Source organism: Mycolicibacterium pyrenivorans (assembly GCF_025821625.1).
In the GTDB taxonomy this organism is placed as follows: domain Bacteria; phylum Actinomycetota; class Actinomycetes; order Mycobacteriales; family Mycobacteriaceae; genus Mycobacterium; species Mycobacterium pyrenivorans.
The window spans coordinates 88,644-114,000 of sequence record NZ_JACKSH010000148.1 but is presented as its reverse complement, the minus strand read 5'-3'; the positions used below and the strand labels follow the sequence as shown (position 1 = coordinate 114,000).

Genomic DNA, 25,357 nt, shown 5'->3' with positions numbered 1-25,357 from the left:
TCAGGCGGCAACCGATGGTTTCGGCGCCTCGAGCGGTTGCCCGCGCATCACCACCCAGTGCAGCGCGGCGCCCAGCGCCGCGCCGAAAACCCACGCGAAGCCGGACAACGCGTGTAGCGCGGGCACCCAGACCGCGGACACCGCGAACACGCCTGACACCGCGAACGCCCACAGCGCCCGGACATTCCAGCCCTTGGTGAAGTAGTAGGTTCCTGCCGGGTCGACCGAGTAGAGATCCTGGAGCTTGAGCTGTTGGCGCCGCAACAGGAAGTAGTCGGCGATCATGATGCCGTACAGCGGGGCCAGCACGGCGCCGAGGGTGTCGACGAACTTCGGCAGGCCGGCGTTGCCGATCATCGACACCCACAGCGCCCCGATGACGAAACCCAAAGCCGCGGTGATGAACCCGGCGATGCGGAAGTTCAGCTTCTCCGGCTTCAGGTTTACGATGTCATAGACCGGTGGGATGAAGTTCGCCACCAGGTTGATGCCGACGGTTGCGATGAAGAAGGTGACCGCGGCGAGAATGCTCAGCCAGACGTTGCCGACGGCACCGACGATGTCGGCGGGGTTGGTCATCGGATCACCCTGACCGCCCTGGAACACGATGTAGGCGCCCGCGGTGATGAACAGCGACAACAGCGTGAAGAAGGTGAGGCTGACCGGTAGTCCGAGGAGGTTGCCCCGCTTCATCTCCCGATCGCTGCGGGTGAACCGGGCGAAGTCGCCGAAGTTGATGATCACCGCCGAGAAGTAGGCGATCATGGTGCCCACCACGCCGACGAACGCGGCAAGCGCGGCGGTGCCCTGCTTCTCACCGGCGAACAGATCGCCGACCGAGCTCAACAATCCGGATCCGGCCTGCCACCAGATCGCGACCAGCAGCAGAATCATCACCGCGTAGACGGCGGGTCCGGCGAAGTTGAGGAACTTGACGATCCCGTCCAATCCGCGGACGAACAGCCAGATCTGGAAACCGGCCACCGCGGTGTAGGAGACCCAGTCGACCCAGTTCATCCCGAGGAAGGTGGCCGTCGGCGCCGAACCGAGCACCGCGTTGATCGCCAACGCGACTGCGGTGGAGGCGAAGTACGTCTGGGCGCCGTACCAGAAGATGGCGACGATGCCGCGTACCGTCGCCGGGAACATCCCCCCTCGCACCCCCATCGATGCGCGGGCGACCACCGGGTAGGGGATGCCGTACTTGACACTCGGTCGACCCGACCAGTTCACGAAGAACATCACCAGCGCCCCGGAGAGCACGATCGCGGCGAGGACGAACCAACCGTTGATGCCTGCGGTGACGAACAGGCTCGCGGCCAGCGTGTAGCCGGCCAGGCTCTGGACGTCGTTGGTCCAGACGTTGAAGATCTCGAACCAGCCCCATTTCCGTTGTGCCGGTGCGGTCGGTGCGAGTTCGTCGTTGTGCAGTGAACTGTGCGCCGCTGCCGCCTCGAAACCGTCGACGACGATCGCCGCCGACGGCGACGACGCGACGATGGTGGGGTCGTGGCTCGCGGAGCCGCTGTGGTCGACGGCCATCAGGATCCTTTCCCGGACCGACCGGAACGGCCCGTGGGGTCCGGCGCGCCACGATCGGCGCACCGATGCTCCTGTGACGCTATGGCGCTGAGGTTTCGGTGATGTGAGCCGCGCGTTTCCCTTGGGTGACCCGAGAGATCGCCGCCCGTCAGTCGACGTCGACCCAGTCCAGCGTGCGTTGCACCGCCTTCTGCCAGCCGGCGTAACCGGCGGCGCGCTGTTCCTCGCTCCACTGCGGGGTCCACCGCTTGTCCTCGTGCCAGTTGGCCCGCAACTCGTCGGGGTCCGACCAGAACCCGACCGCGAGCCCGGCCGCATACGCCGCCCCGAGCGCAGTCGTCTCTGCCACAACGGGTTTCACGACATCCACACCAAGCACGTCGGCCTGGATCTGCATGCACAGATCGTTGGCGGTGATGCCGCCGTCGACCTTGAGCACCTCCAGGTGCACACCGGAGTCGGCTTCCATCGCGTCGACGACATCGCGACTCTGGTAACAGATGGCCTCCAGCGTCGCGCGTGCGACGTGGGCGTTGGTGTTGAACCGCGACAAGCCGACGATGGCACCGCGCGCATCGGAGCGCCAGTACGGCGCGAAGAGGCCGGAGAACGCGGGCACGAAGTACACCCCGCCGTTGTCGTCGACCTGCCGGGCCAGCGCCTCGCTCTGCGCGGCGCCACTGATGATGCCGAGTTGGTCGCGCAGCCACTGGATGGCCGACCCCGTCACCGCGATCGAACCCTCCAGTGCGTAAACGGGTTTCGCGGGGCTGCCATCTCTGGACGCGAACTGGTAACACACCGTGGTCAGCAGCCCGTTCGACGACCGCACGATCTTCTCGCCGGTGTTGAGTAGCAGGAAGTTTCCGGTTCCGTAGGTGTTCTTGGCCTCGCCTGCGGCCAGGCAGACCTGCCCCACCATCGCCGCCTGCTGGTCCCCGAGGCTCGCCGTCAGCGCCACCTCCCCACCGAGCGGGCCCGACGCCAGCGTCATCCCGTACGGTTCGGGCGACGACGACGACTTGATCTGCGGCAGCATCCTGCGCGGAATCCCGAAGAGTGCCAACAACTCGTCGTCCCAGTCCAGGGTCTCGAGATCCATCAGCATGGTGCGGCTGGCGTTCGTCACGTCGGTGACGTGAACGCCGCCGCGCGGCCCGCCGGTGAGGTTCCACAGCACCCACGAGTCGGCGGTGCCGAAGATCGCGTCGCCCTTCTCGGCGGCGTCGCGAAGCCCGTCGACGTTCTCCAGGATCCACTGCACCTTGCCCGCCGAGAAGTACGTCGCCGGCGGCAGTCCCGCCTTGTGGCGGATGACGTCACCGCGGCCGTCGCGGTCCAACGCTGAGGCGATCCGGTCGGTGCGGGTGTCCTGCCACACGATGGCGTTGTAGTAGGGCCGCCCGGTGCGCTTGTCCCACACCAGCGCGGTCTCACGCTGGTTGGTGATGCCGAGCGCGGCGAGGTCGTCGGCTTGCAGTTTCGTCGAGTTGAGCACCGTCATCAGCACCGACGCGGTGCGCTCCCAGATCTCCACCGGGTTGTGTTCCACCCAGCCCGCGCGCGGCAGGATCTGTTCGTGTTCGAGCTGGTGGCGGCCGATCTCCCGGCCCGAATGGTCGAAGATCATGGCGCGGGTGCTCGTGGTGCCCTGGTCGATTGCTGCGACGAAGTCGGCCATTCGTCCATGATGGACCACGTGGGTAGAGCAGCTCTGGACAACATGGACATCGACCGCATGCCGCGGGGCGGCCCGGACGCGTCGTGCCTGGACCGGCTGTTGCAGACCGACCGGCAGGAGTACCTGGACCGGGACTCCGAAGGAGACGCTGCGGGCGAAGCGCGCAAGCGCAGCGTGATCCGGGCCCTGGAGTGGACCGGCGAGGTGTTCGGCAACCACGAGCGGTTCGCCAAGATCGCCCTCGACGAGGTGGCCGACGTCGCCGATCCCCGCATCCTGGAGCTGGGCGCCGGGCACGGCGGGCTGTCCCGCAAGCTGCTGGAATGGCATCCGACCGCGAGGTTGACGGTGACCGACGTCGAGGCGAACTCGGTGGCCGCCATCGCAGCGGGTGACCTGGGGGCGCATCGGCGCGCGACGGTCCGGCGGATGGACGCGACCGCTCTGGACGCCGCCGACGGCCAGTTCGACCTGGCGGTGTTCGTGCTGTCGTTCCACCACCTGCCCCCGAGTGCGGCGGCCCGGGTGTTCGCCGAGGGCACCAGGGTGGCCGACAAGCTGCTCGTCATCGACCTGCCGCGGCCGCCGGCGCCACTGCACGTGCTGCGACTGGCCACGATGCTCCCGCTGGCCGCGGTGGTGCCGTTCGTGCACGACGGAGTGATCAGTTCGCTGCGCGCCTACAGCCCGTCGGCGCTGCGAGCGCTGGCCGCTTACGCCGATCCGTCCATCGAGGTGGTGCTTCGGGGCGGGTTGTTCAGTCCGCAGGTGGCGGTGGCCACGCGCCGATAGGCTCGGCCCGTGGGCGAGGAAGTGAAGCGGACCGAGTACAGCCACGCGCACCGCCGCGACTACCGGCGAAAGGTCCAACTGTCCCTCGACGTGTTCGAGACGATGCTGGCCCAGTCGAGCTTCGACTTCGAGAAGCCGCTGACCGGCATGGAGATCGAGTGCAACCTGGTCGACAACGACTACCAGCCGGCGATGAGCAACGCCGACGTCCTCGCCTCGATCGCCGACCCGGCCTACCAGACCGAATTGGGCGCCTACAACATCGAATTCAACGTGCCGCCCCGCCGCCTGCCGGGGCGAGCTGCTCTGGACCTCGAGAACGAGGTCCGTGCCAGCCTCAACGCCGCGGAGGTCAAGGCCAACTCCGACGGCGCCCACATCGTGATGATCGGCATCCTGCCCACCCTGATGCCCGAGCACCTGACCGGTCGGTGGATGAGCGAATCAGTCCGCTACCAGGCACTCAACGACTCGATCTTCAGCGCCCGTGGCGAGGACATCATGATCGACATCGCAGGCCCGGAGCGACTCAGCCTTCAGACCGCGTCGATCGCACCCGAATCCGCCTGCACCAGCATGCAATTGCACCTGCAGGTCTCCCCCGCCGACTTCGCCGACAACTGGAACGCCGCCCAGGTCCTCGCCGGCCCGCAGTTGGCGCTCGGAGCGAACTCGCCGTACTTCTTCGGCCATCACCTGTGGTCGGAGACGCGCATCGAATTGTTCGCCCAGGCCACCGACACCCGCCCCGACGAGCTCAAGACCCAGGGGGTGCGACCCCGCGTGTGGTTCGGGGAACGCTGGATCACCTCGATCTTCGACCTGTTCGAGGAGAACGTGCGGTATTTCCCGTCGCTGCTGCCTGAACTCTCCGACGAGGATCCGGTGGCCGAACTGGCCGAGGGCCGCACCCCGCACCTGTCGGAACTGCGGCTGCACAACGGCACCATCTACCGGTGGAACCGCCCGGTCTACGACGTGGTGGGCGGACGGCCGCACCTGCGGGTCGAGAACAGGGTGCTGCCCGCGGGGCCGACGGTGCTGGACATGATGGCCAACTCGGCGTTCTACTACGGCATGCTGCGGGCGCTCTCCGAGGAGGACCGGCCGCTGTGGACGAAGATGAGTTTCTCTGCGGCGCAAGCGAATTTCCTGGCCGCCGCGCAGCGGGGCATGGACGCACAGCTGTACTGGCCCGGGCTGGGCGAGGTCACGCCCGACGAACTGGTTCTGCGGCAGCTGCTGCCGATGGCCGAGGAGGGCCTGCGCCGGTGGGAGGTCGCCGCCGACGTGCGCGACCGCTATCTCGGGGTGATCGAGGGACGCGCCAAGACGGGCCGCAACGGTGCTGCGTGGCAGTCGGCCGCGGTCGACGCGCTCCAGGATCGCGGTTTGAGCCGGCCCGACGCGCTCGCCGAGATGCTGCGGTTGTACTGCGAGCGGATGCATTCCAACGACCCGGTGCACACCTGGGACCTACCGGCCTGACGGATGGGCGGCGTACCGTCGCACCATGGCCGACAACCTCGAGGTGATGGACTGGGACGACGCCTACCGCGGCGAGGGGGAGTTCGAGGGGCCGCCACCGTGGAACATCGGTGAACCACAGCCGGAGTTGGCCGCGCTGATCCGGGCGGGCAAGGTCCGCAGCGAGGTGCTCGACGCCGGCTGCGGGCACGCCGAGTTGTCGTTGTCACTGGCAGCCGACGGGTACACCGTGACCGGGATCGACATCAGCCCCACCGCGGTGGACGCCGCGGCGGCGGCCGCTGCCGAACGCGGTGTGGCGCAGCGGGCCACCTTCGTCGCCGCCGACATCACGTCGTTCACCGGATTCGACGGCCGGTTCGCCACGATCATCGATTCCACGCTGTTCCACTCGTTACCCGTCGAGGCGCGCGACGGCTATCAGCAGGCGGTGTACCGGGCCGCCGCACCCGGGGCGGCGTACTTCATCCTGGTGTTCGCACGCGGCGCGTTCCCCGCGGAGGCGGAGATGAAGCCCAACGAGGTGACCGAGGACGAGCTGCGCGCGGTCGTCGGAAAGTACTGGCAGATCGACGACAGCCGGCCGGCCTTCATCCATGCCAATCCGCTGCCCGCCGGGATGGTGCCCGACGGGTCGCACTCCATGCCGGCTCACGACTTCGACGAGAAGGGCCGGATGAAGTTCCCGGCGTTCCTGCTCACCGCGCACAAACCCGACTAGCTCATCGACGGTGGCAGGAAGCGCCACGTCGGCTGAGGCGAGCGCGCGCTCCCGCACACCATTTACGGCGCGCCGTTGTGCAAACACGCGATCTCGCGGGAATCGAGCGGCGCCCCTTGACCCCTGGGCGGCGAGCATGCTCTGATTTGAACAACGTTCGAATCCGAACAACGTTCGAAAGGGCAGCCGGGGCGATGGCGAGGACCCGTAGGATGGCTTCGGTTCTGCCCTACGGCGCGCTGGACCGCGAACATCTGGTCAAGCATCTTCTCGAGCTCGCGCGCCGCGTCGGCGTCGGGAACGTGACGATGCGCAACCTGGCCGCCGAGGCCGGCACCTCCCCGTCGTCGGTGTATTACCACGTGAAGGACAAGGCGGCCCTGCTCGACCTGCTGGTCGACTCCGTCCTCGAGAGCATCGAGATCCCCGTCGACGGCGACTGGGAAGACCGCGTCGTGACACTCCACACCAACGCCTGGCAGGCCCTGGTCGCCATCCCCGGCATCGCCGCCCTGATCCAGCAACGCCCACTGATCGGGGCGGCCGACACCATGGACCGCACGGTCAAGCAGATCATGACCGAATCTGGTTGGGCGCCAGCAGATGTCGATGCAGCGCATGCCGTTCTCTACATCCATCTGCTCGGCTCGGTGCAGCTCGAGCACCATCTGCGTCGCACCGGCGCCGGTGACGCGCAGCTGCTCTTCCAGCACGGGCTGCGCGTGATCCTGGCCGGCCTGCACCACACCCGCGCGGCGCCCACGAATGACCAGAGGAGACCGTCATGAACACCCTGCATTCGCCGGCCTTCTACGCCGGCGACCCCTACCCGACCTACCGGGCACTGCGCGCCGACGACCCGGTGTCCTGGAACGACGCGGCCGGGTTCTGGGCGCTGCTGAAGTACGAGGACGTCCGGTTCGTGTCGACCAATCCCGCGCTCTTCACCTCGGCCAAGGGCATCACCGTGCCCGACCCGGCGATCGAGAACCCGGTGCTCGACGGCAGCCTGATATTCACCGACCCACCGCGACACCGGCAGCTGCGCAAGCTGATCAACGCCGGGTTCACGCGCAGGCAGGTCGCCATCCTCGAGCCGAAGCTGCGGGCCTTCGCGCGCACCGCGCTCGATGCGATCGACCCGTCGGCCACCGAGTTCGCCGAACAGATCGCCGCTCCGCTGCCCACCCGGATGATCGCCGAGTTGCTCGGCGCCCCGGACGAGGACTGGGAGCAGTTCCGGACGTGGTCGGACGCCACGGTCGGCATGGACGACCCGGACGTCGAACTGGACACCTACACCGCGCTCGGCCGGCTGTACGAGTACTTCCAGGAGCTGATCTCGCTGCGCCGCCGCGGCGCCCTCAGCGACTCCGACGACCTGCTGTCGGTCCTGGTCGCCGCCGAGGTCGACGGGGCGCGGCTGACCGATGCGGATCTGCTCCAGTTCTGCCTGCTGTTGCTGGTCGCCGGGAACGAGACCACGCGCAATCTCATCGCGCTCGGCACGCTGGCCCTCATCGAGCGCCCCGACCAGTTCCAGCTGCTGCGGGACCATCCCGAGCTGATGCCGTCGGCGGTCGAGGAGTTGCTCCGCTTCACCTCGCCGGTCGCGAACATGACCCGGTGCGCCACCCAGGACGTCGAGCTGCGGGGCAAGCTGATCCGCGAAGGCCAGTACGTGACCATGCTGTACGGGTCGGCCAACCGCGACGAAGAGGTGTTCGGCGCCGATGCCGAGCAGCTCGACATCACCCGAAACCCCAATCCACACTTGGCATTCGGGTGCGGTGAGCATTCCTGCCTCGGCGCCCAGTTGGCCCGCCTCGAGGCCCGGGTGTTGTTCGAGGAGTTGCTGGTGCGCTTCGACCGCATCGAGCTCGACGGGGCCATCGTCCGGATGCAGGCGACGATGGTGCCCGGGGTCAAGCAGATGCCGGTGCGGTTGGCGCCGACGCCTGTCAGCGCGTAGTCGCGGCCAGGGCCTCGGCGAGTGTCTCGAGGTCGGTGCCGGTGACGTCGACGTGGGGGGACACCCGTAGCGCCGGCTGCGTCATCTCCCGCGGTGCCCGTTCCACGCCGAGGTAGGTCGTCACGATCGCCTGTTCGGTGATCAGACGCGCCCGCACGGCCATCGGGTCGACGCCGTCGGGTGCCCGCAGCGTGGTGATCGCGCTGGGCTCGTCGACGGGCTCGATGACGCTCCACCCGGGCACCTGCGCGAGCGCGGTGCGGGTGGCGGCTCCGACCTCTCGCAACCTGGCCTGCATGTTCTCCGGGCCCGCGGCCATGTGCTCGCCGAGCGCGACCGAGAGGCCCACGTGCAGGCCGACATTCTTCTCCGCGTGGCTCAGCCGCAGGGTGGTGGGTTCGGACAGCAGCCCCGGCTTGGTGGCGAGCATGCCGACGCCCCGTGGGCCCGCCGTCCACTTACGCGACGTCGCGTAGAGTGCGTCGGCACCGAGACCGGCGCAGTCCAGATGGGCGAATCCCTGGGCGGCATCGACGACCAACGGTATGCCGTGTCCCCGGCACGCCGCGGCCATGTCGAGGGCGGGTTGCACGATCCCACTGTGGCTGCCGAGGACCGTGAAATGCACGAGCGCGGGTGGACTCGACGACAGAAATGCCCCGACCGCGTCCAGATCGAGGCGGCCGAACCCGTCGACCGGAAGCTCGCGGATCTCGAACCCGTTGCGCTCCATGGTCATCAGGCTCGGACCGAACTCACCGGGCAGGCAGGCCAGGGTGCGGTCACCCGTCCAGTCGCGGAGCAGGATGTCGAGCGCGTCGTTGGCTCCGGTGGTGAAGACGACGTCGGCGTCGCCCATCCCGGTCAGCGCCCGCACCGCGGCGCGGCCCGCGTCGAGGACAGGCCCGGCGGCCTCCGCGGCGACGTACCCGCCCACCTCCGCTTCGTGGCGCGCGTGCCGGGCCGACGCGTCGATGACGGCCAGACTCTGCCGCGAACAGGCCGCGCTGTCGACATGCACCCCGGCGACGGGTGGCCGTGCCGCACGCCAGCCGTCGGCGAGCGTCATCTCGTCAACCGACATCAATTCACCGACAGGGACAGGCCGAAGTCGCCGGCTTCGTCGGTCCACCAATGGGTTCGACGCAGCCCGGCGGCCGCCAGTTCGGCATCGACACCGGAACGCAGGAACTTGCACGACACCTCGGTGAGCATCTGCTCCCCTTCGCCGAAGTCGACATCGAGGTCCAGTGCCGCGACGCGGACCCGTTGCGCGCGCGACGACCGCAGCCACATCTCGATGCGCTGTTCGGCGGCGTTCCACCGGGCGACGTGCTCGAAGTCCTCGACGTCGAAGTCGGCGCCGAGTTCCCGATTCACCACGGTGAGCACGTTGCGGTTGAACCGCGCCGTCACGCCGGCGCTGTCGTCGTACGCGCGGATCAACCGGCCGGTGTCTTTGACCAGATCGGTGCCGAGCAACAGCGAGTCACCGGGCTGCAGCATCTCGGCGACCGCGGCCAGGAAGTCCGCCCGCGGCCCGGGAGTCAGGTTCCCGATGGTGGACCCCAGGAATGCCACCAGTCGGCGGCCCGCATCGGGGATCTTGCCCAGGTGCTCCTCGAAGTCACCGCAGACAGCCTCGATCTCGATGCCCGGATACTCCTTTTCGATCGCCGCCCCCGCCGCCTTCAGCACGGTGGCATCCACGTCGAAAGGAACGAAGCGGCGCAGCGAATTGCGGTCGCGCAGCGCGTCGAGCAGCATTCGCGTCTTCTCCGAGGTGCCGCTACCCAACTCGACGAGAGTGTCGGCACCGGAGGCGGCGGCGATCTCGGCCGCGTGCGTGCCCAGGATCGCCGCCTCGGCACGGGTCGGGTAGTACTCCGGCAGCCGGGTGATCTGGTCAAACAGGTCACTGCCGACGGAATCGTAGAACCATTTGGGAGGCAACGTCTTCGGGAACTGTGTGAGGCCGTGTCGCACGTCGCGGCGCAGGGCCTCGTCGGCGGCGTCGGCGGCCAGGTAGTTGGCGAGTGAGAAGGTCATCACGATCCTTTCAGCGGTGTGAGCTGTACCCGCGCGTCGACGACCTCGACGAGGTGGCGATCCGGAACTTCCTGCCAGGCCGGATCGTCGTCGTAGGGTTCGCTGGCGAGCACGACGCCGTCCTTTCGGCGCAGCACCGACAAGGTGTCACCCCAGGTGGTGGCGACGAGGCGAGATCCGTTGGCGGCCAGGATGTTCAGCCGGGCGTTCGGGTCGTCGGCGGCGACGTCGACGATGGTGTCCACCAAGGCGGCCACACCGCGGTCGAAGATCAGCGCTGCCAGCAGCGCGCTGTCGTTGGTCGACTCCGCGCGCCCGGAGGCGGGCAGCACGGCACGGTCGACGAGTCCGTTGTGCGACAGCAGCCACGTCCCGTCGGTGAACGGCGCCGAGGCCGACGGCTCGATCGACATGCCCACGCTCGCGGAACGCACCGCGGCGACCACGCATCGACTGACCAGTGCGGGCGCCACCGACGCGAACGACGCGTCCCCCCACAGCGGTGCCGCGCTGCGCCACCGGCGAGGGACCGATTCGTCGGCGTCGACGTCGGAGAAGAAGCCGACGCCCCAGCCGTCGGCGTTCATCAGGCCGTGTTTCTGGCGGCGCGGTGCGTAGGACTGAACCAGTAACGCCGAGGGCGGCTCGAGAACCAGCGATGCCACCGACACCGGGGCGCCGAGCCAGGCCAGATGCCTACACATGATCGATGTCCCACGCCAGGCGCACACCGGAGAAGATCTGCCTGCGCACCGGGTGGTCCCAGTTGCGGAAACTGGGTCGCAGAATGCTCGGCGACACCGCCCACGAACCCCCGCGCAGCACCCGGTAGTCGCCGGTGCCTGCACCTTCGAAGAACGGTTCGGAGTACCGGTCGTAGACCATCGGGGTGAAGCCCGGCCACGGCCGCAGCGGCGAGGTCGTCCATTCCCACACGTCGCCCAGCATCTGTTCGACGCCGTACGTCGAGGCTCCGGCCGGATAGGCGCCGACCGGTGCCGGACGCAACGCATCACCGCCGAGGTTGGCCAGTTCGTCGGTGGGCCCGGCTGCACCCCAGGGGTATCGCCGGCGGGAGCGGGTGTGCGGATCCCACGCGCACGCCTTCTCCCACTCCACCTCGGTGGGCAGCCGTGCACCCGCCCACGCCGCGTACGCCTCCGCCTCGAAGTAGCTGACGTGCTGGACGGGTTCGTCGGCGGGGATGTCCTCGACGTGGCCGAAGCGGGTGCGGGTGCCCGCCGCCGCCCCGGTGTTCCAGAACAGCGGGGCGGTCAATCCGGCCTGTCGGCGGTGCGCCCAACCCGCCTCCGACCACCAGCGGCTCTGGTCATAGCCGCCGTCGTCGATGAACTGCCGCCATTCGCCGTTGGTCACCGGCACCCGCCCGATCCGGAACCCCGGAACGTCGACCACGTGGGCGGGGCGCTCGTTGTCCAGTGAGTACGGCTCCGTCGCCGCGTCCACCCCGAGGACGAACTCACCCGCGGGGACCAGCACCGACGTCCCTGCCAGCTCCGCCCGCCCGGCGGGCAGTGCGCAGCCGCGGTCGAGCAGCGGCGCACCCGACCGCAGACTCAGCGCCTGCAGCATCGTCTCGTCGTGCTGGTTCTCGTGGCTGATGACCATCCCGAAGGTGAACGCGTCAGGATGCCCGTCGGGCAGCGCGGCCAGGGCGTCGAGCGCCTTGCCGCGCACCGTCGCGCAATACGCGCGGGCGTCCGCGGGCGGCAGCAGCGGCAGGTCGGCCCTGCTGGCGCGGGAGTGCACGAACGCGTCGTAGAGGCGGTCCACCTGGGGGGACAGCAGGCCGGGCCGGTCCGAGTCCCCGCCGCGCAGCAGCCACAGCTCCTCCTGCTGGCCGATGTGGGCCAGATCCCAGACCAGCGGGCTCATCAGCGGGTCGTACTGCCGGCGCACCTCGGCGTCGTCGAAGTCGACGAGCCGCAGCGTGCGGTTCCTGGCCTTGGCCAGCTCATCGGCGAGCACCTCGTGTGACGTCACAACTCTCCATGTGCCAGTTGGGTGACCGCGCCGGCGATCCCGTACCGGACCGCGCGGTCGGCGAAGTCGTCGGCCGGGCTGCGTCCCTGCTCGACCGAACGCGCGAGCAGCCCCATGGATTCCTCGATGTCGGCGGGCACGCGCTCCGCGGCGGCCCGCACGCACGTCAGCGCAGCGCTGTGCAGCCGTCGGTCACGCAGGCCGACCTGCGCGGCGCGGTCCCACGCGGTGGCCACCGATTCGGTCGCCTCGGCGGCGATGTCCGCCGCGGTCGGGTCGTCGAGCAGCGTGGCGAGGGTGAACACCACGGCGGGCCAGATCCCGTCGGGCACGCTGTCGAGGTAACGCACCTCGAGGAATCCGCGGGGCCTCACCGGGGGGAACAGCGTGGTCAGGTGATAGTCCAGATCGGCCATGGTCGGTCGGCGGTCGCCGAGCAGCACCCGCCCGTCGGCCCAGTCCGCGAACGGCACCCATTCGACCACCGGCGTCGGGTCGGGACTGTGCACGAGCATCACCGGCGCGCGCAGGGCGTAGCGCGCCCAGTCGCTGGCCGGGTCGTCGCCGCTCTCCCCCAGGATCGGCCCGCATCGCGCCGAATCCAGCTGGCTCCACACCCGCTGGCGGGTGGAGCCCCAGCCGGTGAAGCCACCGTCGAGCACCGGGGAGTTCGCGGCGATCGCGATCATCGTCGGACCCAGCGCATGCGCCAACCGGACCCGCTCGGCCCACATGTCCCGGGGACCGGCCTCGAGGTTGACCTGGACCGACGCCGTGGAGGTCATCATCGCCGCACCCGCGGCCCCGGTCTGGCTGGCATCGAAGAACCGTTCCATCGCGCGGTAGCGGGCCCCTGGGTTCACCCGGGCCGCCGGCCGCAGCGGATCCGCACCGAGCAGCACCAGACCGAGCCCGGCCTGCGCGAAGGAGGCGCGAAGCACGGACCGATCCGCGGTCATGGCCGAGATCGCCGCCGCCGGATCGTCCATCGGAGGACCCGACAGCTCGACCGCACCGCCCGGTTCGACGGTCACCAGGCTGCCACCGTGCAGTGGCGGCAGCGCCGCGATCACCGCCGTCAGCTCGTCCCAGCCGGGCCTGCGGGCAGGATCGGCCAAGTCGTAGCAGTGTGCCTCGATCTCGAGGCCCACCCGCCCGACCGGGCCGTCGACCAGACACCTGTCGACCAGATGCTCCGCAGCTGCAGACGCGCTGGTCAGCTCGTCTCTTTCGCAGTCGGTGACACAGTCGGATGCGATGGTGCGGGACATATCAGCCGCCCCCTCAGGGTCTGGAACGATCGCTGCCTGTATCCATCTTCCAGACCGCACCGACAATGTCCGCGATTTACGGGTGACACGTGGGTGACGTGTACCTGAATCGACGCCGCGTCACTGGGCCGCTGCTATTGCCCGAGCGTGTTCTGCATGGCACCGGCCAGCACGTTGACCGCGGGGCCGCCGTTGCCCGACTGACAGACCTTGGCCTGCAGCAGCACGTTCTCGCGCTTACGGGTGGTGACGAAGCACCGCCGATCGGTACCCGCTTCGGCCTTGACCCAGTTCGCGTCCGTCGCGCTCGGCGGTCCACCGGTGTACGTCCACACCTGGGTGGTGAAGTTGTCGAGGTGCATGGCGGTGGTCTGGCCGTTGCAGCCGACCGTCCGGTCGGCGACCCGCGCGAAGGCTCTGTCCGCGGCCTCAGCGGTGGCGAACACGCCGACGGCCTGCTTGACGAAGTGCGTCATGTCGGTCGCGGACTCCTGCGCCGTCGCGCCGTTGAACGCAGCCAGGTCGGGGTCGTTGTACACCTCGGGCGAACCGATGTCCGCCCAGTTGTTGCACACCGGGTTGTCGACGTAGAAGGCCTGGAACGGGCGGGTGAACGTCGACTCGAACGCCATCCGCGCCCCGACGATGTTGCCGACCGCCCCCTTGGGGAGCACTGCGTAATTCACCACGCCGGGATCCGACGGCCGGGCGTCTGCAGGAGCGGCGAGTGCCACCGCGGACGCCGCGGCCACCCCGACAACGATCGCCAGCGCCTTCACGTCACACGACCTTGGCGACGAGCTTGACGTCGATATTGCCGCGCGTCGCCTTGGAGTACGGGCGGGTGTCGAGGTCGATCTTTGCGTCGCTGGACCTCACGTGGCCGTCGCGGCCACCCCCGCTCGCTGTCGATTCCGCGGTGTAGACGACGTCGATGCTCATGGGTCCGATCATGCCAGCCGGCAGGAACGCCACAGGAGCGGCCGGTCACCGCCGAACGTACGGTCTCTGACGGAACCTCCCGGGCAGGGCGTCAGAAACCGTACATTCGTGTGTCCGTCAGGCGCCCCGCACGCCCTCCTCGACCTTCTTCCCCAGGTCGGGATCGACGTTGCGCCAGTACTCGAAGACACGGGACAGCACCGGCTCGCGCACACCCTTCGACACATGTCCGATGATGTTGTGCGCCAGGCGGTCCCGGGCCTCGTCGTCGAGAACCTCGCGGACCAGCGTGCCTGCCTGGCCCCAATCGTCGTCCTCGGCACGCAGCGCATAGGCCGTCCGCACCATGTCACCGTCGGACGCCCAGTGCACCTCTGCGGCACGCTTGGCGTCGGCTTCGGGTCCGCCCATCGAGTTCGGCGCGTACACCGGATCGGGGGCGTTGCGGATCCGCATGGCGCCGTCCTTGCTGTAGGCGCGGACCTCCACCTGCGGCTCGTTGACCGGGATCTGCTTGTAGTTCACCCCGAGCCGGGCGCGGTGCGCGTCGGAGTAGGAGAATCCGCGGGCCAGCAGCATCTTGTCCGGGCTCAGCCCGGTGCCCGGCAACACGTTGTTGGGTTCGAACGCCGCCTGTTCCATCTGCGCGTGGTAGTCGACGACGTTGCGGTTCAACGTCATCCGGCCGACCTCGTGCAGTGGGTAGTCACCGTGCGGCCACACCTTGGTGAGGTCGAACGGGTTGAACCGGTAGGTCTTGGCGTCCTCGAACGGCATGATCTGCACGTGCAGCGTCCAGCTCGGGAAGTTGCCGTCCTCGATGGAGGTGTACAGGTCACGCTGGTGGTAGTCGCCGTCCTCGCCGGCCAGCCGGTCGGCGTCCTCCTGGGTGAGGAAGTCGATGCCCTGGTCGGTCTTGAAGTGATACTTCACCCAGAACAGCTCACCGGCGGCGTTGAGCCAGCTGTAGGTGTGGCTGGAGTAGCCGTTCATGTTCCGCCAGGTCTTCGGGATGCCGCGATCACCCATCAGCCAGGTGACCTGATGCGCGGATTCCGGTGAGAGCGTCCAGAAGTCCCATTGCATGTGGTGGTCGCGAAGGTTGTTGGCGGCCATCCGCTTCTGGCTTCGGATGAAGTTCTGGAACTTCATCGGGTCGCGGACGAAGAACACCGGGGTGTTGTTCCCGACCATGTCGAAGTTGCCCTCGCTGGTGTAGAACTTCAGCGAGAAACCCCGCGGGTCCCGCCACGTGTCCGGGCTGCCACGCTCTCCTGCCACCGTCGAGAACCGCGCGACCATCTCGGTCTTCGCGCCGGGTTGGAGGAACGCCGCCTTCGTGTAGGCGCTGACGTCCTGGGTCACCTCGAACTGACCGAACGCGCCGCCGCCCTTGGCGTGGGGCTGGCGCTCCGGGATGCGTTCCCGGTTGAAGTTGGCCATCTGCTCGATCAGGTAGTGATCCTGGAGCAGGATCGGGCCGTCCGGGCCGACCGTCAACGAGTGCTCGATGCTGGGTATCGGCGCGCCTGCATCGGTCGTCGCGTACTTCTCAGTCATGTGCGTTATCTCCTCGGGGACGCGGCGGCATCGGGCTGAGCCGCCGTGCTCTGCCCCGTGTACCCGAAAGCCCGCGAGTCCATCCCGGGGAGGGCGATCAGGGGCGCGGCGGGGCGGTGGTGGTCTCCGAGCCACCCGGACCACCCTGGCCGCCCGGGGAGCGCGGCATCTCGATCATCGGGCCGCCGGGGCCGAACGACCCCGGTCCGCGCTCGAAATCCCCGCGCGGGGCCATCGGGAACATCGGCATCCCCGGGCGCACCATCATGTGGTTGCCCCGGTCGTGGCCGCGCGATCCCTCACCGACCTCCTTGCCGACGAAGAACCCGGTGCCGAAGATCACCGCGACGGCGATCACCGACCCGGCGACGATGCCGACCCACGCGGCGACCTTGTTCAACCGATTGGATTCCTGGACGTAGATCGGCTGCGGGGTCGCGGGGTCGGCTGCGGTGGGGGGCGCCGGCGGTGGCGTCATCACCGGACCGGTTGCGGGTTCTGAGGTTTCTGGCGGCGGCGTTGGATCACTCATGGCCTTGATCATGCGCCGCGATACCCAGTGGCGGTTAGGCGCCAGCTGTGAATCGGCTATGAGGACGCCGGGCTCGCCGACGCCGGCTTCAGCAGCGTCAGGCGTTCGGGTCCGAGGACATCGACGAAGAGTTCTGTCGCCCGCGGGCAGAATTCGCCGGGGCGGGCGCCTCGGCGGCAGGCCGTCAGCCGGAGGTGTGCACGATCAGCACATCGCATGCGGCCTTGCTGGCAATGTTGCCGGGCACCGAGAACACCCGTCCCAGCATCGCCGACCGCGCGTTCAGTCCGACGTTTCCGACGACCAGCAGGTCGGCGTTGACTTTTTCGGCGACGTCGACGAGCGCGTGCACCGGGGCATCTTCAAGGGCCCGTTCCTCGATGTTCTTTGCCCCGACAGCCTTCGCGCGGTCGCGGGCCTCACGCAAGACCGCATAGATCGGCGCGTTGCCGTGCACCTTGTAGGCCTCCTCGCGGAGGGTGTCCTCCGCGCGCGTGTCGTCTGGGTGGGGGAAGTACCCAGACGCGATGATCAACGTCGCGTTCGAGTCAGCGGCGATCACAGCCGCGCGTTCAACAGCGCGGAACGACGATTCCGACCCGTCGGTCCCGACCACCACGATCTGGTAGACCGCCATCGGCCCCTCCCAGCGTCCGCTGACCTGCCATCTCACAGTAACGGTCACCGCATGGCGGCGGAGGAGAATGCCGGGGGCCCGCAGTCACCGCTGGATCGGGTTGACCGCGAACTGGATCACCCGATACGGACTCCCGCCGCGCGGTGTGGTGTTCCACTGGCTGACGAACACCCGCACCGCCTCCAGTGTGGAACCCGGTGAGATGTAACCGCCGTACGGCTGAGCCAGCCGGTTGACCTCGGGCGGCGGCAGGTGTTCGACCGGATCCGGCCAGTCCGAGGCGACGACGACCGTCGTGACAGGTGCGGTGCCCAGACCGGTCGGTCCGTCGGCGACCCGCATCTCCATGTTGCCGGTGGTGACGTTGAAGTAGGACAGGACGGTTTTGCCGTCGATCTGGCGCACGCTCATCTCCCCCACCCAATCCGCCCACAACGGTGTCGGCTCATGCCCCCAGCCGTCGGCGTCCGACCAGCCCTGCCACCGGTCGCGGTCGGTGACGGACTCACGCGTCGCCCGGTACAGCACCACGGGTCCGCTGCGGTCGAAGTTGTTCGCCACGATGTAGATCCAGCCGCCCTCGGACTCGGCCGTCGGGATGGGGTCGTAGTAGCCACTGATCTGCGACTGCCGGCCTCCTGCATACCCGGCGTCACGTTCTGATTCCGGCACTGTTACCCAGTTACCCTGCCCTGGAACGGCTTTCACCAGGCGGGAGGACTGAGGACGGAGATCCTCGGTGGTCGTGACCATCAGGTAGTTCTCGCGGTTGACCTCGATGACGCCCGCGGGCAGTTGCGACGCCCCGGCCGGGGTGGGGTCGGCCAGCAGCGGGGTGTCCACGCCGGTCACGCCGTCATAGCGGATCCCGGCCGGGTCTTCGAGGGAGTCGTCCTCGACGTGCAGCGCGATCGGTGAGAACCACCCGCCGAAACCGACGCCCTGACCCCGGAAGCTGTCGCCGCACACCTGCAGGGTCTGTTGCGGGAACCTCATGAACTCGCACAGGTCCGTCGCGCCGATGCCGTAATCCCCCGTCGGCGTGCCCGTTCCCGCGGCAGGCCCGATCCGAATCACCTGGCCAGGAAGCAGCGGCGGCAGATCGGCAGGCGTGGCCTGCGCGGCCGGAATTGCATTCCAGCAGAGAAAAGCCGAGAACAAGCCTGCTGGAATGCAATTCCGGCGCAGCATGCGTGAGAGTCAGAGCTCGGCGGCCAGCAGCTCTGCGATCTGAATGGTGTTCAGCGCCGCGCCTTTTCGCAGGTTGTCCCCGGACACGAACAGCGCCAGCCCGCGGCCGTCGGGCACGCCGGGGTCCTGGCGGATCCTGCCGACCAGCGAGTCGTCGGCACCCGCGGCGGCCAGCGGCGTCGGTACATCGACCAGCGTCACGCCGGGCGCCGAAGCCAGGATCTCGGTGGCCTCCCCGACCGACAACGGCTGGGCGAACTCGGCATTGATCGACAGCGAGTGCCCGGTGAACACCGGAACCCGCACGCAGGTGCCGGAGACGGCCAGGTCCGGGATGCCGAGGATCTTGCGACTCTCGTTGCGCAGTTTCTGGTCCTCGTCGGTCTCCCCGGAACCGTCGTCAACCAGCGCACCGGCCAGCGGCACGACGTTGAAGGCGATCGGCGCCACATACTTGACCGGTGCCGGATAGGACAGCGCCGAACCGTCGTGCACCAGTTGCTCGGCGCCGTCGATGACAGCCCGCGCCTGCGATGCGAGTTCCTCGACACCGGCCAGCCCGCTGCCCGAAACCGCTTGGTAGCTCGACACGATCAGCCGGGTGAGCCCTGCCGCGTCGTGCAGCGGCTTGAGCACCGGCATCGCGGCCATGGTCGTGCAGTTCGGGTTGGCGATGATGCCCCGCTTGAGGGACCGGGCCCGGTTGGCGACGTCTCTTTCGAAGTTCACCTCGGACACCACCAACGGGACGTCGGGGTCCTTACGCCACGCCGACGAATTGTCCACCACCACAGCGCCTGCGGCCGCGAACCGCGGTGCCTGCACCCGCGACATCGTCGCGCCGGCGGAGAACAGCGCGATGTCCAGACCCGACGGGTCGGCGGTCTCGGCGTCCTCGACCTCGATCTGCTGGCCGCGGAACTCCAGTTTCTTGCCGGCCGAACGCGCGGAGGCGAAGAACCGCACCTCGGTGGCGGGAAAGTTGCGTTCCGCCAACAGGGTTCGCATCACCTGACCGACCTGGCCGGTGGCCCCGACGACGCCTATGGACAGTCCCATGCTCAGCGCCCCGTTCCCGCGTACACGACCGCTTCCTCGTCGCCGCCGAGCCCGAAGGCCTCGTGCAGTGCCGCTACGGCCCGGTCGAGCTCGGTGTCCTTGATCAGCACCGAGATCCGGATCTCCGAGGTGGAGATCAGGTCGATGTTGATGCCGGCCTTGGCCAGGGCCTCGCAGAACGTCGCGGTGACGCCGGGATGGCTGCGCATTCCGGCGCCGATCAGCGACACCTTGCCGATGTGGTCGTCGTAGAGCACGCGGGTGAAACCGATCGCGTCCTGCAGCGACGTCAGCTTCTCCACTGCCCCCGGACCGCTCTCCCGCGAGCAGGTGAAGGTGATGTCGGTCTTGCCGTCCTCGACCTTCGAGATGTTCTGCAGGACCATGTCGATGTTCACGTCGGCGTCGGCGACCGCGCGGAACACCTGGGCGGCGTAGCCGGGAACGTCGGGCAGCCCGACGACGGTCACCTTGGCCTCGCCTCGGTCGTGCGCAACTCCGGTGAGGATGGCGTCTTCCATCGGGATGTCCTCCATCGATCCTGTGACGAGCGTGCCGGGCCTGTCGGTGTACGACGACCGCACATGGATGGGTAGATCGAAGCGGCGGGCGTACTCCACGCAGCGCAGCATCAGCACCTTTGCCCCCGCGGCCGCCATCTCCAGCATCTCCTCGAAGGAGACGGTGTCCAGGCGACGGGCGTCGGGGACGATGCGCGGATCCGCGGTGAAGATGCCGTCGACGTCGGTGTAGATCTCGCACACGTCGGCCTTCAACGCCGCCGCCACCGCGACGGCGGTGGTGTCGGACCCGCCGCGGCCCAGGGTGGTGACGTCCTTGGTGTCCTGGCTGACTCCCTGGAACCCGGCGACCAGGACGATCCGCCCGTCGTCGAGTGCCTCGCGCAACCGGCCCGGGGTGACGTCGATGATCTTGGCGTTGCCGTGCGTCCCGGTGGTGATGACGCCGGCCTGTGACCCCGTGAACGAGCGGGCCTGTGCGCCGAGCGACTCGATCGCCATCGCCACGAGGGCGTTGGAGATGCGCTCACCCGCGGTCAACAGCATGTCGAGCTCGCGGGCCGGCGGCGCCGGACACACCTGTTTGGCGAGGTCGAGCAGTTCATCGGTGGTGTCGCCCATGGCGGAGACGACCACGACGACGTCGTTGCCCGCCTTCTTGGTCTCGACGATGCGCTCGGCCACACGACGGATGCGCTCGGCGTCGGACACCGAGGATCCGCCGTACTTCTGTACGACGAGCGCCACTACTGCACCTTTCAGCACCAATTCCGGACCAGGGGATCCCACCAAGGATAAGGGCTGGACGCATCTGGTTTGTCCCGCCGGTGGTGTCGTACCGGCCAGACAGGCACCTCCGCTACCGTTCTCGCTGTGCCAGACGCGCCCTCCGATCGGGTCGCCGACACCTCGGTCCCGATCCAATCCGCCATCGCGGCCCGCTGGAGCCCGCGCGCATTCGACCCCGCTGCGCCACTGTCCGACGACGATCTCACCGCGATCCTGGAGGCCGCGCGCTGGGCCGCCACCTGGGGCCGCCGTCAACCGGTGCGGTTCCTCGTCGGCCGCCGCGGCGACGACGACTTCGCCACGATCGCCGCGCTGCTGCGGCGCGGCAACAGCTACGCGAAGGCGGCCAGCGCGCTGCTCGTGCTCTGCTCCGACGAGGGCGAGGACGAGCGCACAAAGCTGTACTCCGCCGTCGATGCCGGCGCCGCCATGGCCAATCTCACCATCGAGGCCGTCTCCCGCGGTCTGATCGCGCACCCGATGGCCGGCTTCGACCCGAAGGGAACGGCCGAGGCCTTCGGGCTCCCCCAGGAGTTGCGCCCGCTGATCGTGATCGCGGTCGGACGCCTCGGTGACTACTCCGACGTGGCCGAAGAGATCGCCGAACGCGACCGCCGGCCGCGCGAGCGTCTGCCACTGAGCGAGATCGTCTTGAACTGGCGGTAAGCGTAAGCGTAGACTTACCGTTAGTGACTACTTACCGAGCGGCGACCGGCGATCCCTGGCACGCACTGGCCGACGGCACCAGGCGCGCGATCGTCGAGCGCCTGGCACACGCGCCGTGTGCGGTCGGCGAGCTGGCGCGCGACCTCCCGGTCAGCCGGCCCGCCGTCTCACAACATCTCAAGGTGCTCAAGTGCGCGGGGCTGGTCAACGACCGCGCCGAGGGGACCCGCCGCGTCTATCACCTGGATCCCACGGGCATCGGTGCGATGCGCGCCGACCTCGACCGCTTCTGGACGCAGGCACTCGCGGGCTTCAAGCAGGCCGTGGAGGACCCGGTAAACCCAGCAGAACCCATCGAGGAGGACACATGACCGACACCATTCGGCACCAGATCGTGGTGAAGGCCCCGGTCGAGCGGGCGTTCACCGTGTTCACCGGGCGGTTCGGGGACTTCAAGCCCCGCGAACACAATCTGCTCGCCGTCCCGATCGTCGAGACGGTCTTCGAGGCCGAGGTGGGTGGGCACATCTACGACGTCGGCAGCGACGGCAGCCGCTGCGAGTGGGCCAGGGTGCTGGTGTTCGAGCCGCCGTCGCGAGTGGTGTTCACCTGGGATATCGGTCCCACCTGGCAGGTGGAGTCCGACCTCGCCCGGACCAGCGAGGTGGAGGTGCGGTTCATCGCCGAGACCGACGACCGCACCCGCGTCGAACTCGAGCACCGCAACCTGGACCGCCACGGACCGGGTTGGCAGGGGGTCGCCGACGGTGTGGGCGGGGACGCCGGCTGGCCGCTGTACCTGAAGCGCTACGCCGACCTGATCGCCCACGGGACGGCTGATGAGTGACACCCAGATGGCGATGGCCCGGCAAGAGCGGGCCGAGTTCGCCGAGTTCCTCGCCTCGCTGACCCCGCAGCAGTGGGGCGCACCGACGCTGTGCTCCGAATGGAACGTCAAAGACGTTGTGGCGCATGTCATCAGCTACGAGGAGCTCGGCGTCGTCGGGCTGATCGAGAGATTCGCCAGAGGCCGTGTGGTGCGCGCGAATCAGGTCGGCGTCGACGAGTACTCCGCGCTGAGCCCGGAGCAACTCGTGGACTTCCTCGGCGCGCACCTGCAGCCGCGGGGTCTGACGGCGGGGTTCGGCGGCATGATCGCCCTGGTGGACTGCACCGTCCACCATCAGGACATCCGGCGTCCGCTCGGGCTGCCGCGCACCGTCCCGGCCGACCGGCTGCACCGCGTCCTGCAGCTGATGCGGGGCAACCCGAGACTGGGGGTGCCGTGGCGGATCAGGGGACTGCGGTTGCGCGCCGACGACATCGACTGGAGCACCGGGTCCGGGCCGGAGGTGGTCGGCCCGGGCGAGGCACTGCTGCTGGCGATGGCCGGGCGGCCCGCGGTCCTCGGCGAGCTCAGCGGAGACGGCCTGACCGTGCTGGCCTCCCGCCTGTGATCATCCCGCGCCGAGGAACCTGAACGGCTCGGCAGGCACGAAATGCGCGCTGGCGTCGCCGGCGTAGACGGTCTTCTCCCCCTCGCCGAGGTTCAGCCGCAGGGTGGGCGCGCCTTCGGAGAGGTCCAGGTTCTTCAGCTCCACCCAGAACGTGTTGGGCGACAACGCCGACTCGAAGAAGTACCGCAGCGACGCGTGGTCGACGACGGTGCGCCACCGGGTCGAGGAGATGTTCGGCTGGTCCGGCGTGGTGATGCCGTACGGGACCGAGACGTTGCGCATCACGCTGAACACCGCGGCCGCCGCCAGCAGCGGGTCGGCGGTCTTGGGGACGGCGTCGATGTAGAACGACGCACGCACGAACCGGTCCGCTGCGCGGTTGGTGCCCGGCAGCATGACGGTGCCACCGATCTCGTCCCAGTACTCGGTGATGGCGAGTTGCTTGGCGAAGATCGGCGAGTTCGTCATCACCTGGTACTCGCGCCCGTGGTGGATCACCTGCTCGCCGTCGATGTACTCGATGATCGCGCTGTCCCCGCCGGCGTCCGAGAGCGCCAGATGCACGGTGGCGAGGCGCTCCTGCCCGGGCACCTCCGCCGTGACGACGCGCAGCGGAGTCGCGCTCAGCGCGGTGACGGCCTCGCCCACCGTGGCGAAGTTGTCGAGCAGGTACTGCGCCCACAGCGCGAGCGACACCGCGGGCCGGTCCCCACTGTTGGGGGGATACTCCGATTCCGCGAGCCACAACAGGTTGGCGACCAGTCCCGCCTCGTTCACGCCGTCGGTCGTGGAGATGTCGTAGCCGCTGGCCACCACGCTGCCGTACTTCGACGTCCACACCGCCGAGTCGGGGCCGGCCTCACCGGTGCGACGCACCCCCTTCGGGAAGGCCCACAGGTTGGTCCCGATCTCGACGTTCCAGTCCATGGACCGTCCCGTGACGATTCGCTCACCGGTACCGAGGTAGACCACGCGGGTGCACACGCGTGCACCGTACCGCCGAACCTGGTTACCGCCCCGAAACGACGCACGACCGTGGATGTAACACCGAGCGCTGAGTGTCAGTGGATGGCGACAGCCGCGGATTCCTCGCGCTGCACGCTGTTTCACTACGTGATACTTTGATTCCCGATAAGAGACAGAGGTGATACCCCGGTGAATGCCACGCCAACCGACCTCGCCACCTTGGCCGAAGAGTCCGGAACCACGTTCATCCTCGCGTTGTTCGTCGACCTGCGCGGGAAACCGTGCGCCAAGCTGGTCCCGGTCGAGGCGGTCGACCTGCTCGCCACCGAGGGCGTCGGCTTCGCCGGATACGCCGTCGGCGCCATGGGGCAGGAACCCAAAGACCCCGACCTGATGGCCATCCCGGACCCGGCGTCGTTCACGCCGATCCCGTTCATCAAGGACGGTCTGGCCATCGTGCACTGCGACCCGCACGTCAGCGGCCGGCCGTGGCCGTATGCGCCGCGCATCATCCTCAAGGCGCTGATCGAACGGTGCGCCGACGCGGGATTCGAGCCGTGGGTCGGCGCCGAGGTGGAGTACTTCCTGTTGCGCCGCGACGGCGACGGCGCCGTGACGGTCGCCGATCCGGCCGACACCGCCGCCCAACCCTGTTACGACGCCCGCGGCGTCACCCGGATGTACGACCACCTCACCGCGGTGTCGGCGGCGATGAACCAGCTGGGCTGGTCGAACTACGCCAACGACCACGAGGACGGCAACGGCCAGTTCGAGCAGAACTTCAAGTTCGCCGAGGCACTGACCACCGCCGACCGGGTGATCACGCTTCGCTACCTGCTGTCGATGATCGCGGCCGAGCGCGGCATGGTGGCCACCTTCATGCCGAAGCCGTTCGCCGACAAGACGGGCAGCGGGCTGCACCTGCACCTGTCGCTGACCAGCGGCGGAACGCCCGTCTTCCCCGTCGGCTCAGAAGATCCGGACAACCGGGGCCTGGGCCTTTCCGAGACGGCCTACGGGTTCATCGGCGGCATCCTCGAACACGCCTGCGCGCTGCAGGCGGTCGTCGCCCCGACGGTCAACTCCTACAAGAGAACCGGGGCCGTCTCCACCGCCTCGGGCGCCTCCTGGGCGCCGAGGCTGCCCACGTACGGCGGCAACGATCGCACCCATTACATCCGGGTGCCCGACTCCGACCGCATCGAGATGCGCGGCGGGGATGGATCCGCCAACCCGTATCTGGCGATCGCCGGGGCACTGGGCGCCGGGCTGGACGGCATCAAGCGCAGCACCGACCCCGGGCCCGCCGGCGGCGGCGTCAGCACGCGGGCGTTGCCGCCCACGCTGTTGCACGCGGTCGAGGACTTCGAAGGTGATCCGGTGGTCACCGGCGTGCTCGACGCTGCAGGCGAGGGTGTCGCAGGCTATTTCGCGAAGGTCAAGCGTGACGAGTTCTTCGCCTATCACAGTGCGGTCAGTCCGTGGGAGATCGACAACTACCTGACGGCATTCTGAGC

General features: G+C 68.6%; 25 protein-coding genes and 1 pseudogene. 10 read left to right on the top strand and 16 right to left on the bottom strand.

Translation table 11 applies throughout. The annotated features are described in order from the left end of the window. On the bottom strand, positions 1-1,605 hold the full coding sequence (locus tag H7I57_RS17945; protein WP_264025044.1) for an NCS1 family nucleobase:cation symporter-1: 1,605 nt from the start codon (positions 1,603-1,605) through the stop codon (positions 1-3). A gap of 85 nt (positions 1,606-1,690) precedes the next feature. Further along, the gene (gene glpK, locus H7I57_RS17940) at positions 1,691-3,223 is read right to left on the bottom strand and encodes a glycerol kinase GlpK (protein WP_264025042.1); all 1,533 of its coding nucleotides are present in this window, start codon (positions 3,221-3,223) and stop codon (positions 1,691-1,693) included. Positions 3,224-3,280: 57 nt separating this feature from the next. On the opposite strand from glpK, the gene H7I57_RS17935 reads away from it, so the two are divergent. The 5 genes from H7I57_RS17935 (at position 3,281) to H7I57_RS17915 (ending at position 8,196) form a co-directional block, all read left to right on the top strand. Beyond that, complete coding sequence (locus H7I57_RS17935; RefSeq protein ID WP_264025081.1) at positions 3,281-4,015, top strand: class I SAM-dependent methyltransferase; 735 nt, start codon at positions 3,281-3,283, stop codon at positions 4,013-4,015. Positions 4,016-4,024: 9 nt separating this feature from the next. After that, positions 4,025-5,503, top strand: a complete 1,479-nt coding sequence (locus H7I57_RS17930; RefSeq protein ID WP_264025040.1) for a glutamate-cysteine ligase family protein — start codon at positions 4,025-4,027, stop codon at positions 5,501-5,503. A 25-nt stretch (positions 5,504-5,528) separates the two neighbouring features. Further along, positions 5,529-6,224: a class I SAM-dependent methyltransferase gene (locus tag H7I57_RS17925; RefSeq protein WP_264025038.1), complete on the top strand. Its 696-nt coding sequence runs from the start codon at positions 5,529-5,531 to the stop codon at positions 6,222-6,224. Positions 6,225-6,436: 212 nt separating this feature from the next. Next, positions 6,437-7,012, top strand: a complete 576-nt coding sequence (locus H7I57_RS17920) for a TetR/AcrR family transcriptional regulator (protein ID WP_264025037.1) — start codon at positions 6,437-6,439, stop codon at positions 7,010-7,012. After that, entirely contained in the window at positions 7,009-8,196 is a 1,188-nt protein-coding gene (locus H7I57_RS17915) for a cytochrome P450 (RefSeq protein ID WP_264025035.1), read from the top strand. Before H7I57_RS17920 ends, H7I57_RS17915 begins: the two co-directional genes overlap by 4 nt. On the opposite strand, the gene egtE is transcribed toward H7I57_RS17915, so the two are convergent. The 13 genes and pseudogenes from egtE to H7I57_RS17850 all read right to left on the bottom strand — a co-directional run bounded on the left by egtE (position 8,186) and on the right by H7I57_RS17850 (position 20,709). Continuing rightward, positions 8,186-9,265, bottom strand: a complete 1,080-nt coding sequence (gene egtE, locus H7I57_RS17910; protein WP_264025080.1) for an ergothioneine biosynthesis PLP-dependent enzyme EgtE — start codon at positions 9,263-9,265, stop codon at positions 8,186-8,188. The two genes, H7I57_RS17915 and egtE, sit on opposite strands and share 11 nt — an antisense overlap. 14 nt (positions 9,266-9,279) lie before the next feature. Next, the gene (gene egtD / locus H7I57_RS17905; RefSeq protein WP_264025033.1) at positions 9,280-10,245 is read right to left on the bottom strand and encodes an L-histidine N(alpha)-methyltransferase; all 966 of its coding nucleotides are present in this window, start codon (positions 10,243-10,245) and stop codon (positions 9,280-9,282) included. Further along, positions 10,245-10,949 carry an ergothioneine biosynthesis protein EgtC gene (gene egtC / locus H7I57_RS17900; RefSeq protein WP_264025031.1) on the bottom strand — a complete coding sequence of 235 codons (705 nt, stop codon included), beginning with the start codon at positions 10,947-10,949 and terminating at the stop codon, positions 10,245-10,247. Before egtC ends, egtD begins: the two co-directional genes overlap by 1 nt. Further along, positions 10,942-12,249 carry an ergothioneine biosynthesis protein EgtB gene (gene egtB / locus H7I57_RS17895; RefSeq protein ID WP_264025029.1) on the bottom strand — a complete coding sequence of 436 codons (1,308 nt, stop codon included), beginning with the start codon at positions 12,247-12,249 and terminating at the stop codon, positions 10,942-10,944. The genes egtC and egtB overlap by 8 nt, the downstream gene beginning before the upstream one ends. Then, on the bottom strand, positions 12,246-13,520 hold the full coding sequence (gene egtA, locus H7I57_RS17890; RefSeq protein ID WP_264025027.1) for an ergothioneine biosynthesis glutamate--cysteine ligase EgtA: 1,275 nt from the start codon (positions 13,518-13,520) through the stop codon (positions 12,246-12,248). The genes egtB and egtA overlap by 4 nt, the downstream gene beginning before the upstream one ends. Positions 13,521-13,654: 134 nt before the next feature. Then, the gene (locus H7I57_RS17885; protein WP_264025079.1) at positions 13,655-14,290 is read right to left on the bottom strand and encodes a sensor domain-containing protein; all 636 of its coding nucleotides are present in this window, start codon (positions 14,288-14,290) and stop codon (positions 13,655-13,657) included. 67 nt (positions 14,291-14,357) lie between these two features. Further along, positions 14,358-14,462, bottom strand: a pseudogene (locus tag H7I57_RS17880) (organic hydroperoxide resistance protein); the annotation flags it as partial. Between the two features lie 117 nt (positions 14,463-14,579). After that, on the bottom strand, positions 14,580-16,022 hold the full coding sequence (locus H7I57_RS17875; RefSeq protein WP_264025026.1) for a catalase: 1,443 nt from the start codon (positions 16,020-16,022) through the stop codon (positions 14,580-14,582). 97 nt (positions 16,023-16,119) lie between these two features. Further along, on the bottom strand, positions 16,120-16,554 hold the full coding sequence (locus tag H7I57_RS17870) for a hypothetical protein (RefSeq protein ID WP_264025025.1): 435 nt from the start codon (positions 16,552-16,554) through the stop codon (positions 16,120-16,122). A gap of 184 nt (positions 16,555-16,738) precedes the next feature. Further along, complete coding sequence (locus H7I57_RS17865) at positions 16,739-17,191, bottom strand: universal stress protein (protein ID WP_264025024.1); 453 nt, start codon at positions 17,189-17,191, stop codon at positions 16,739-16,741. Positions 17,192-17,275: 84 nt separating this feature from the next. Beyond that, the gene (locus H7I57_RS17860) at positions 17,276-18,382 is read right to left on the bottom strand and encodes a DUF4185 domain-containing protein (RefSeq protein ID WP_264025023.1); all 1,107 of its coding nucleotides are present in this window, start codon (positions 18,380-18,382) and stop codon (positions 17,276-17,278) included. Positions 18,383-18,391: 9 nt separating this feature from the next. Beyond that, positions 18,392-19,441 carry an aspartate-semialdehyde dehydrogenase gene (locus H7I57_RS17855; RefSeq protein ID WP_264025022.1) on the bottom strand — a complete coding sequence of 350 codons (1,050 nt, stop codon included), beginning with the start codon at positions 19,439-19,441 and terminating at the stop codon, positions 18,392-18,394. 2 nt (positions 19,442-19,443) lie between these two features. Further along, the gene (locus H7I57_RS17850) at positions 19,444-20,709 is read right to left on the bottom strand and encodes an aspartate kinase (protein ID WP_264025021.1); all 1,266 of its coding nucleotides are present in this window, start codon (positions 20,707-20,709) and stop codon (positions 19,444-19,446) included. Between the two features lie 126 nt (positions 20,710-20,835). Here H7I57_RS17850 and H7I57_RS17845 point away from each other — a divergent pair, with 126 nt between their 5' ends. The 4 genes from H7I57_RS17845 to H7I57_RS17830 are packed head-to-tail and all read left to right on the top strand — an operon-like array spanning position 20,836 to position 22,874. Next, positions 20,836-21,417, top strand: a complete 582-nt coding sequence (locus H7I57_RS17845) for a nitroreductase family protein (protein ID WP_264025019.1) — start codon at positions 20,836-20,838, stop codon at positions 21,415-21,417. A 23-nt stretch (positions 21,418-21,440) separates the two neighbouring features. After that, positions 21,441-21,788: an ArsR/SmtB family transcription factor gene (locus H7I57_RS17840; RefSeq protein ID WP_264025018.1), complete on the top strand. Its 348-nt coding sequence runs from the start codon at positions 21,441-21,443 to the stop codon at positions 21,786-21,788. Further along, positions 21,785-22,264, top strand: a complete 480-nt coding sequence (locus H7I57_RS17835; protein ID WP_264025017.1) for an SRPBCC family protein — start codon at positions 21,785-21,787, stop codon at positions 22,262-22,264. Before H7I57_RS17840 ends, H7I57_RS17835 begins: the two co-directional genes overlap by 4 nt. Further along, a complete protein-coding gene (locus tag H7I57_RS17830; protein WP_264025015.1) occupies positions 22,257-22,874 on the top strand; it encodes a maleylpyruvate isomerase family mycothiol-dependent enzyme in 618 nt (205 codons plus the stop codon). Before H7I57_RS17835 ends, H7I57_RS17830 begins: the two co-directional genes overlap by 8 nt. On the opposite strand, the gene H7I57_RS17825 is transcribed toward H7I57_RS17830, so the two are convergent. Further along, the gene (locus H7I57_RS17825; RefSeq protein WP_264025014.1) at positions 22,875-23,858 is read right to left on the bottom strand and encodes a bile salt hydrolase; all 984 of its coding nucleotides are present in this window, start codon (positions 23,856-23,858) and stop codon (positions 22,875-22,877) included. Positions 23,859-24,029: 171 nt separating this feature from the next. Between H7I57_RS17825 and glnT the strand changes: the two genes are divergently transcribed. Then, positions 24,030-25,355, top strand: a complete 1,326-nt coding sequence (gene glnT, locus H7I57_RS17820) for a type III glutamate--ammonia ligase (RefSeq protein WP_264025013.1) — start codon at positions 24,030-24,032, stop codon at positions 25,353-25,355. The last annotated feature ends 2 nt before the right edge of the window (positions 25,356-25,357 follow it).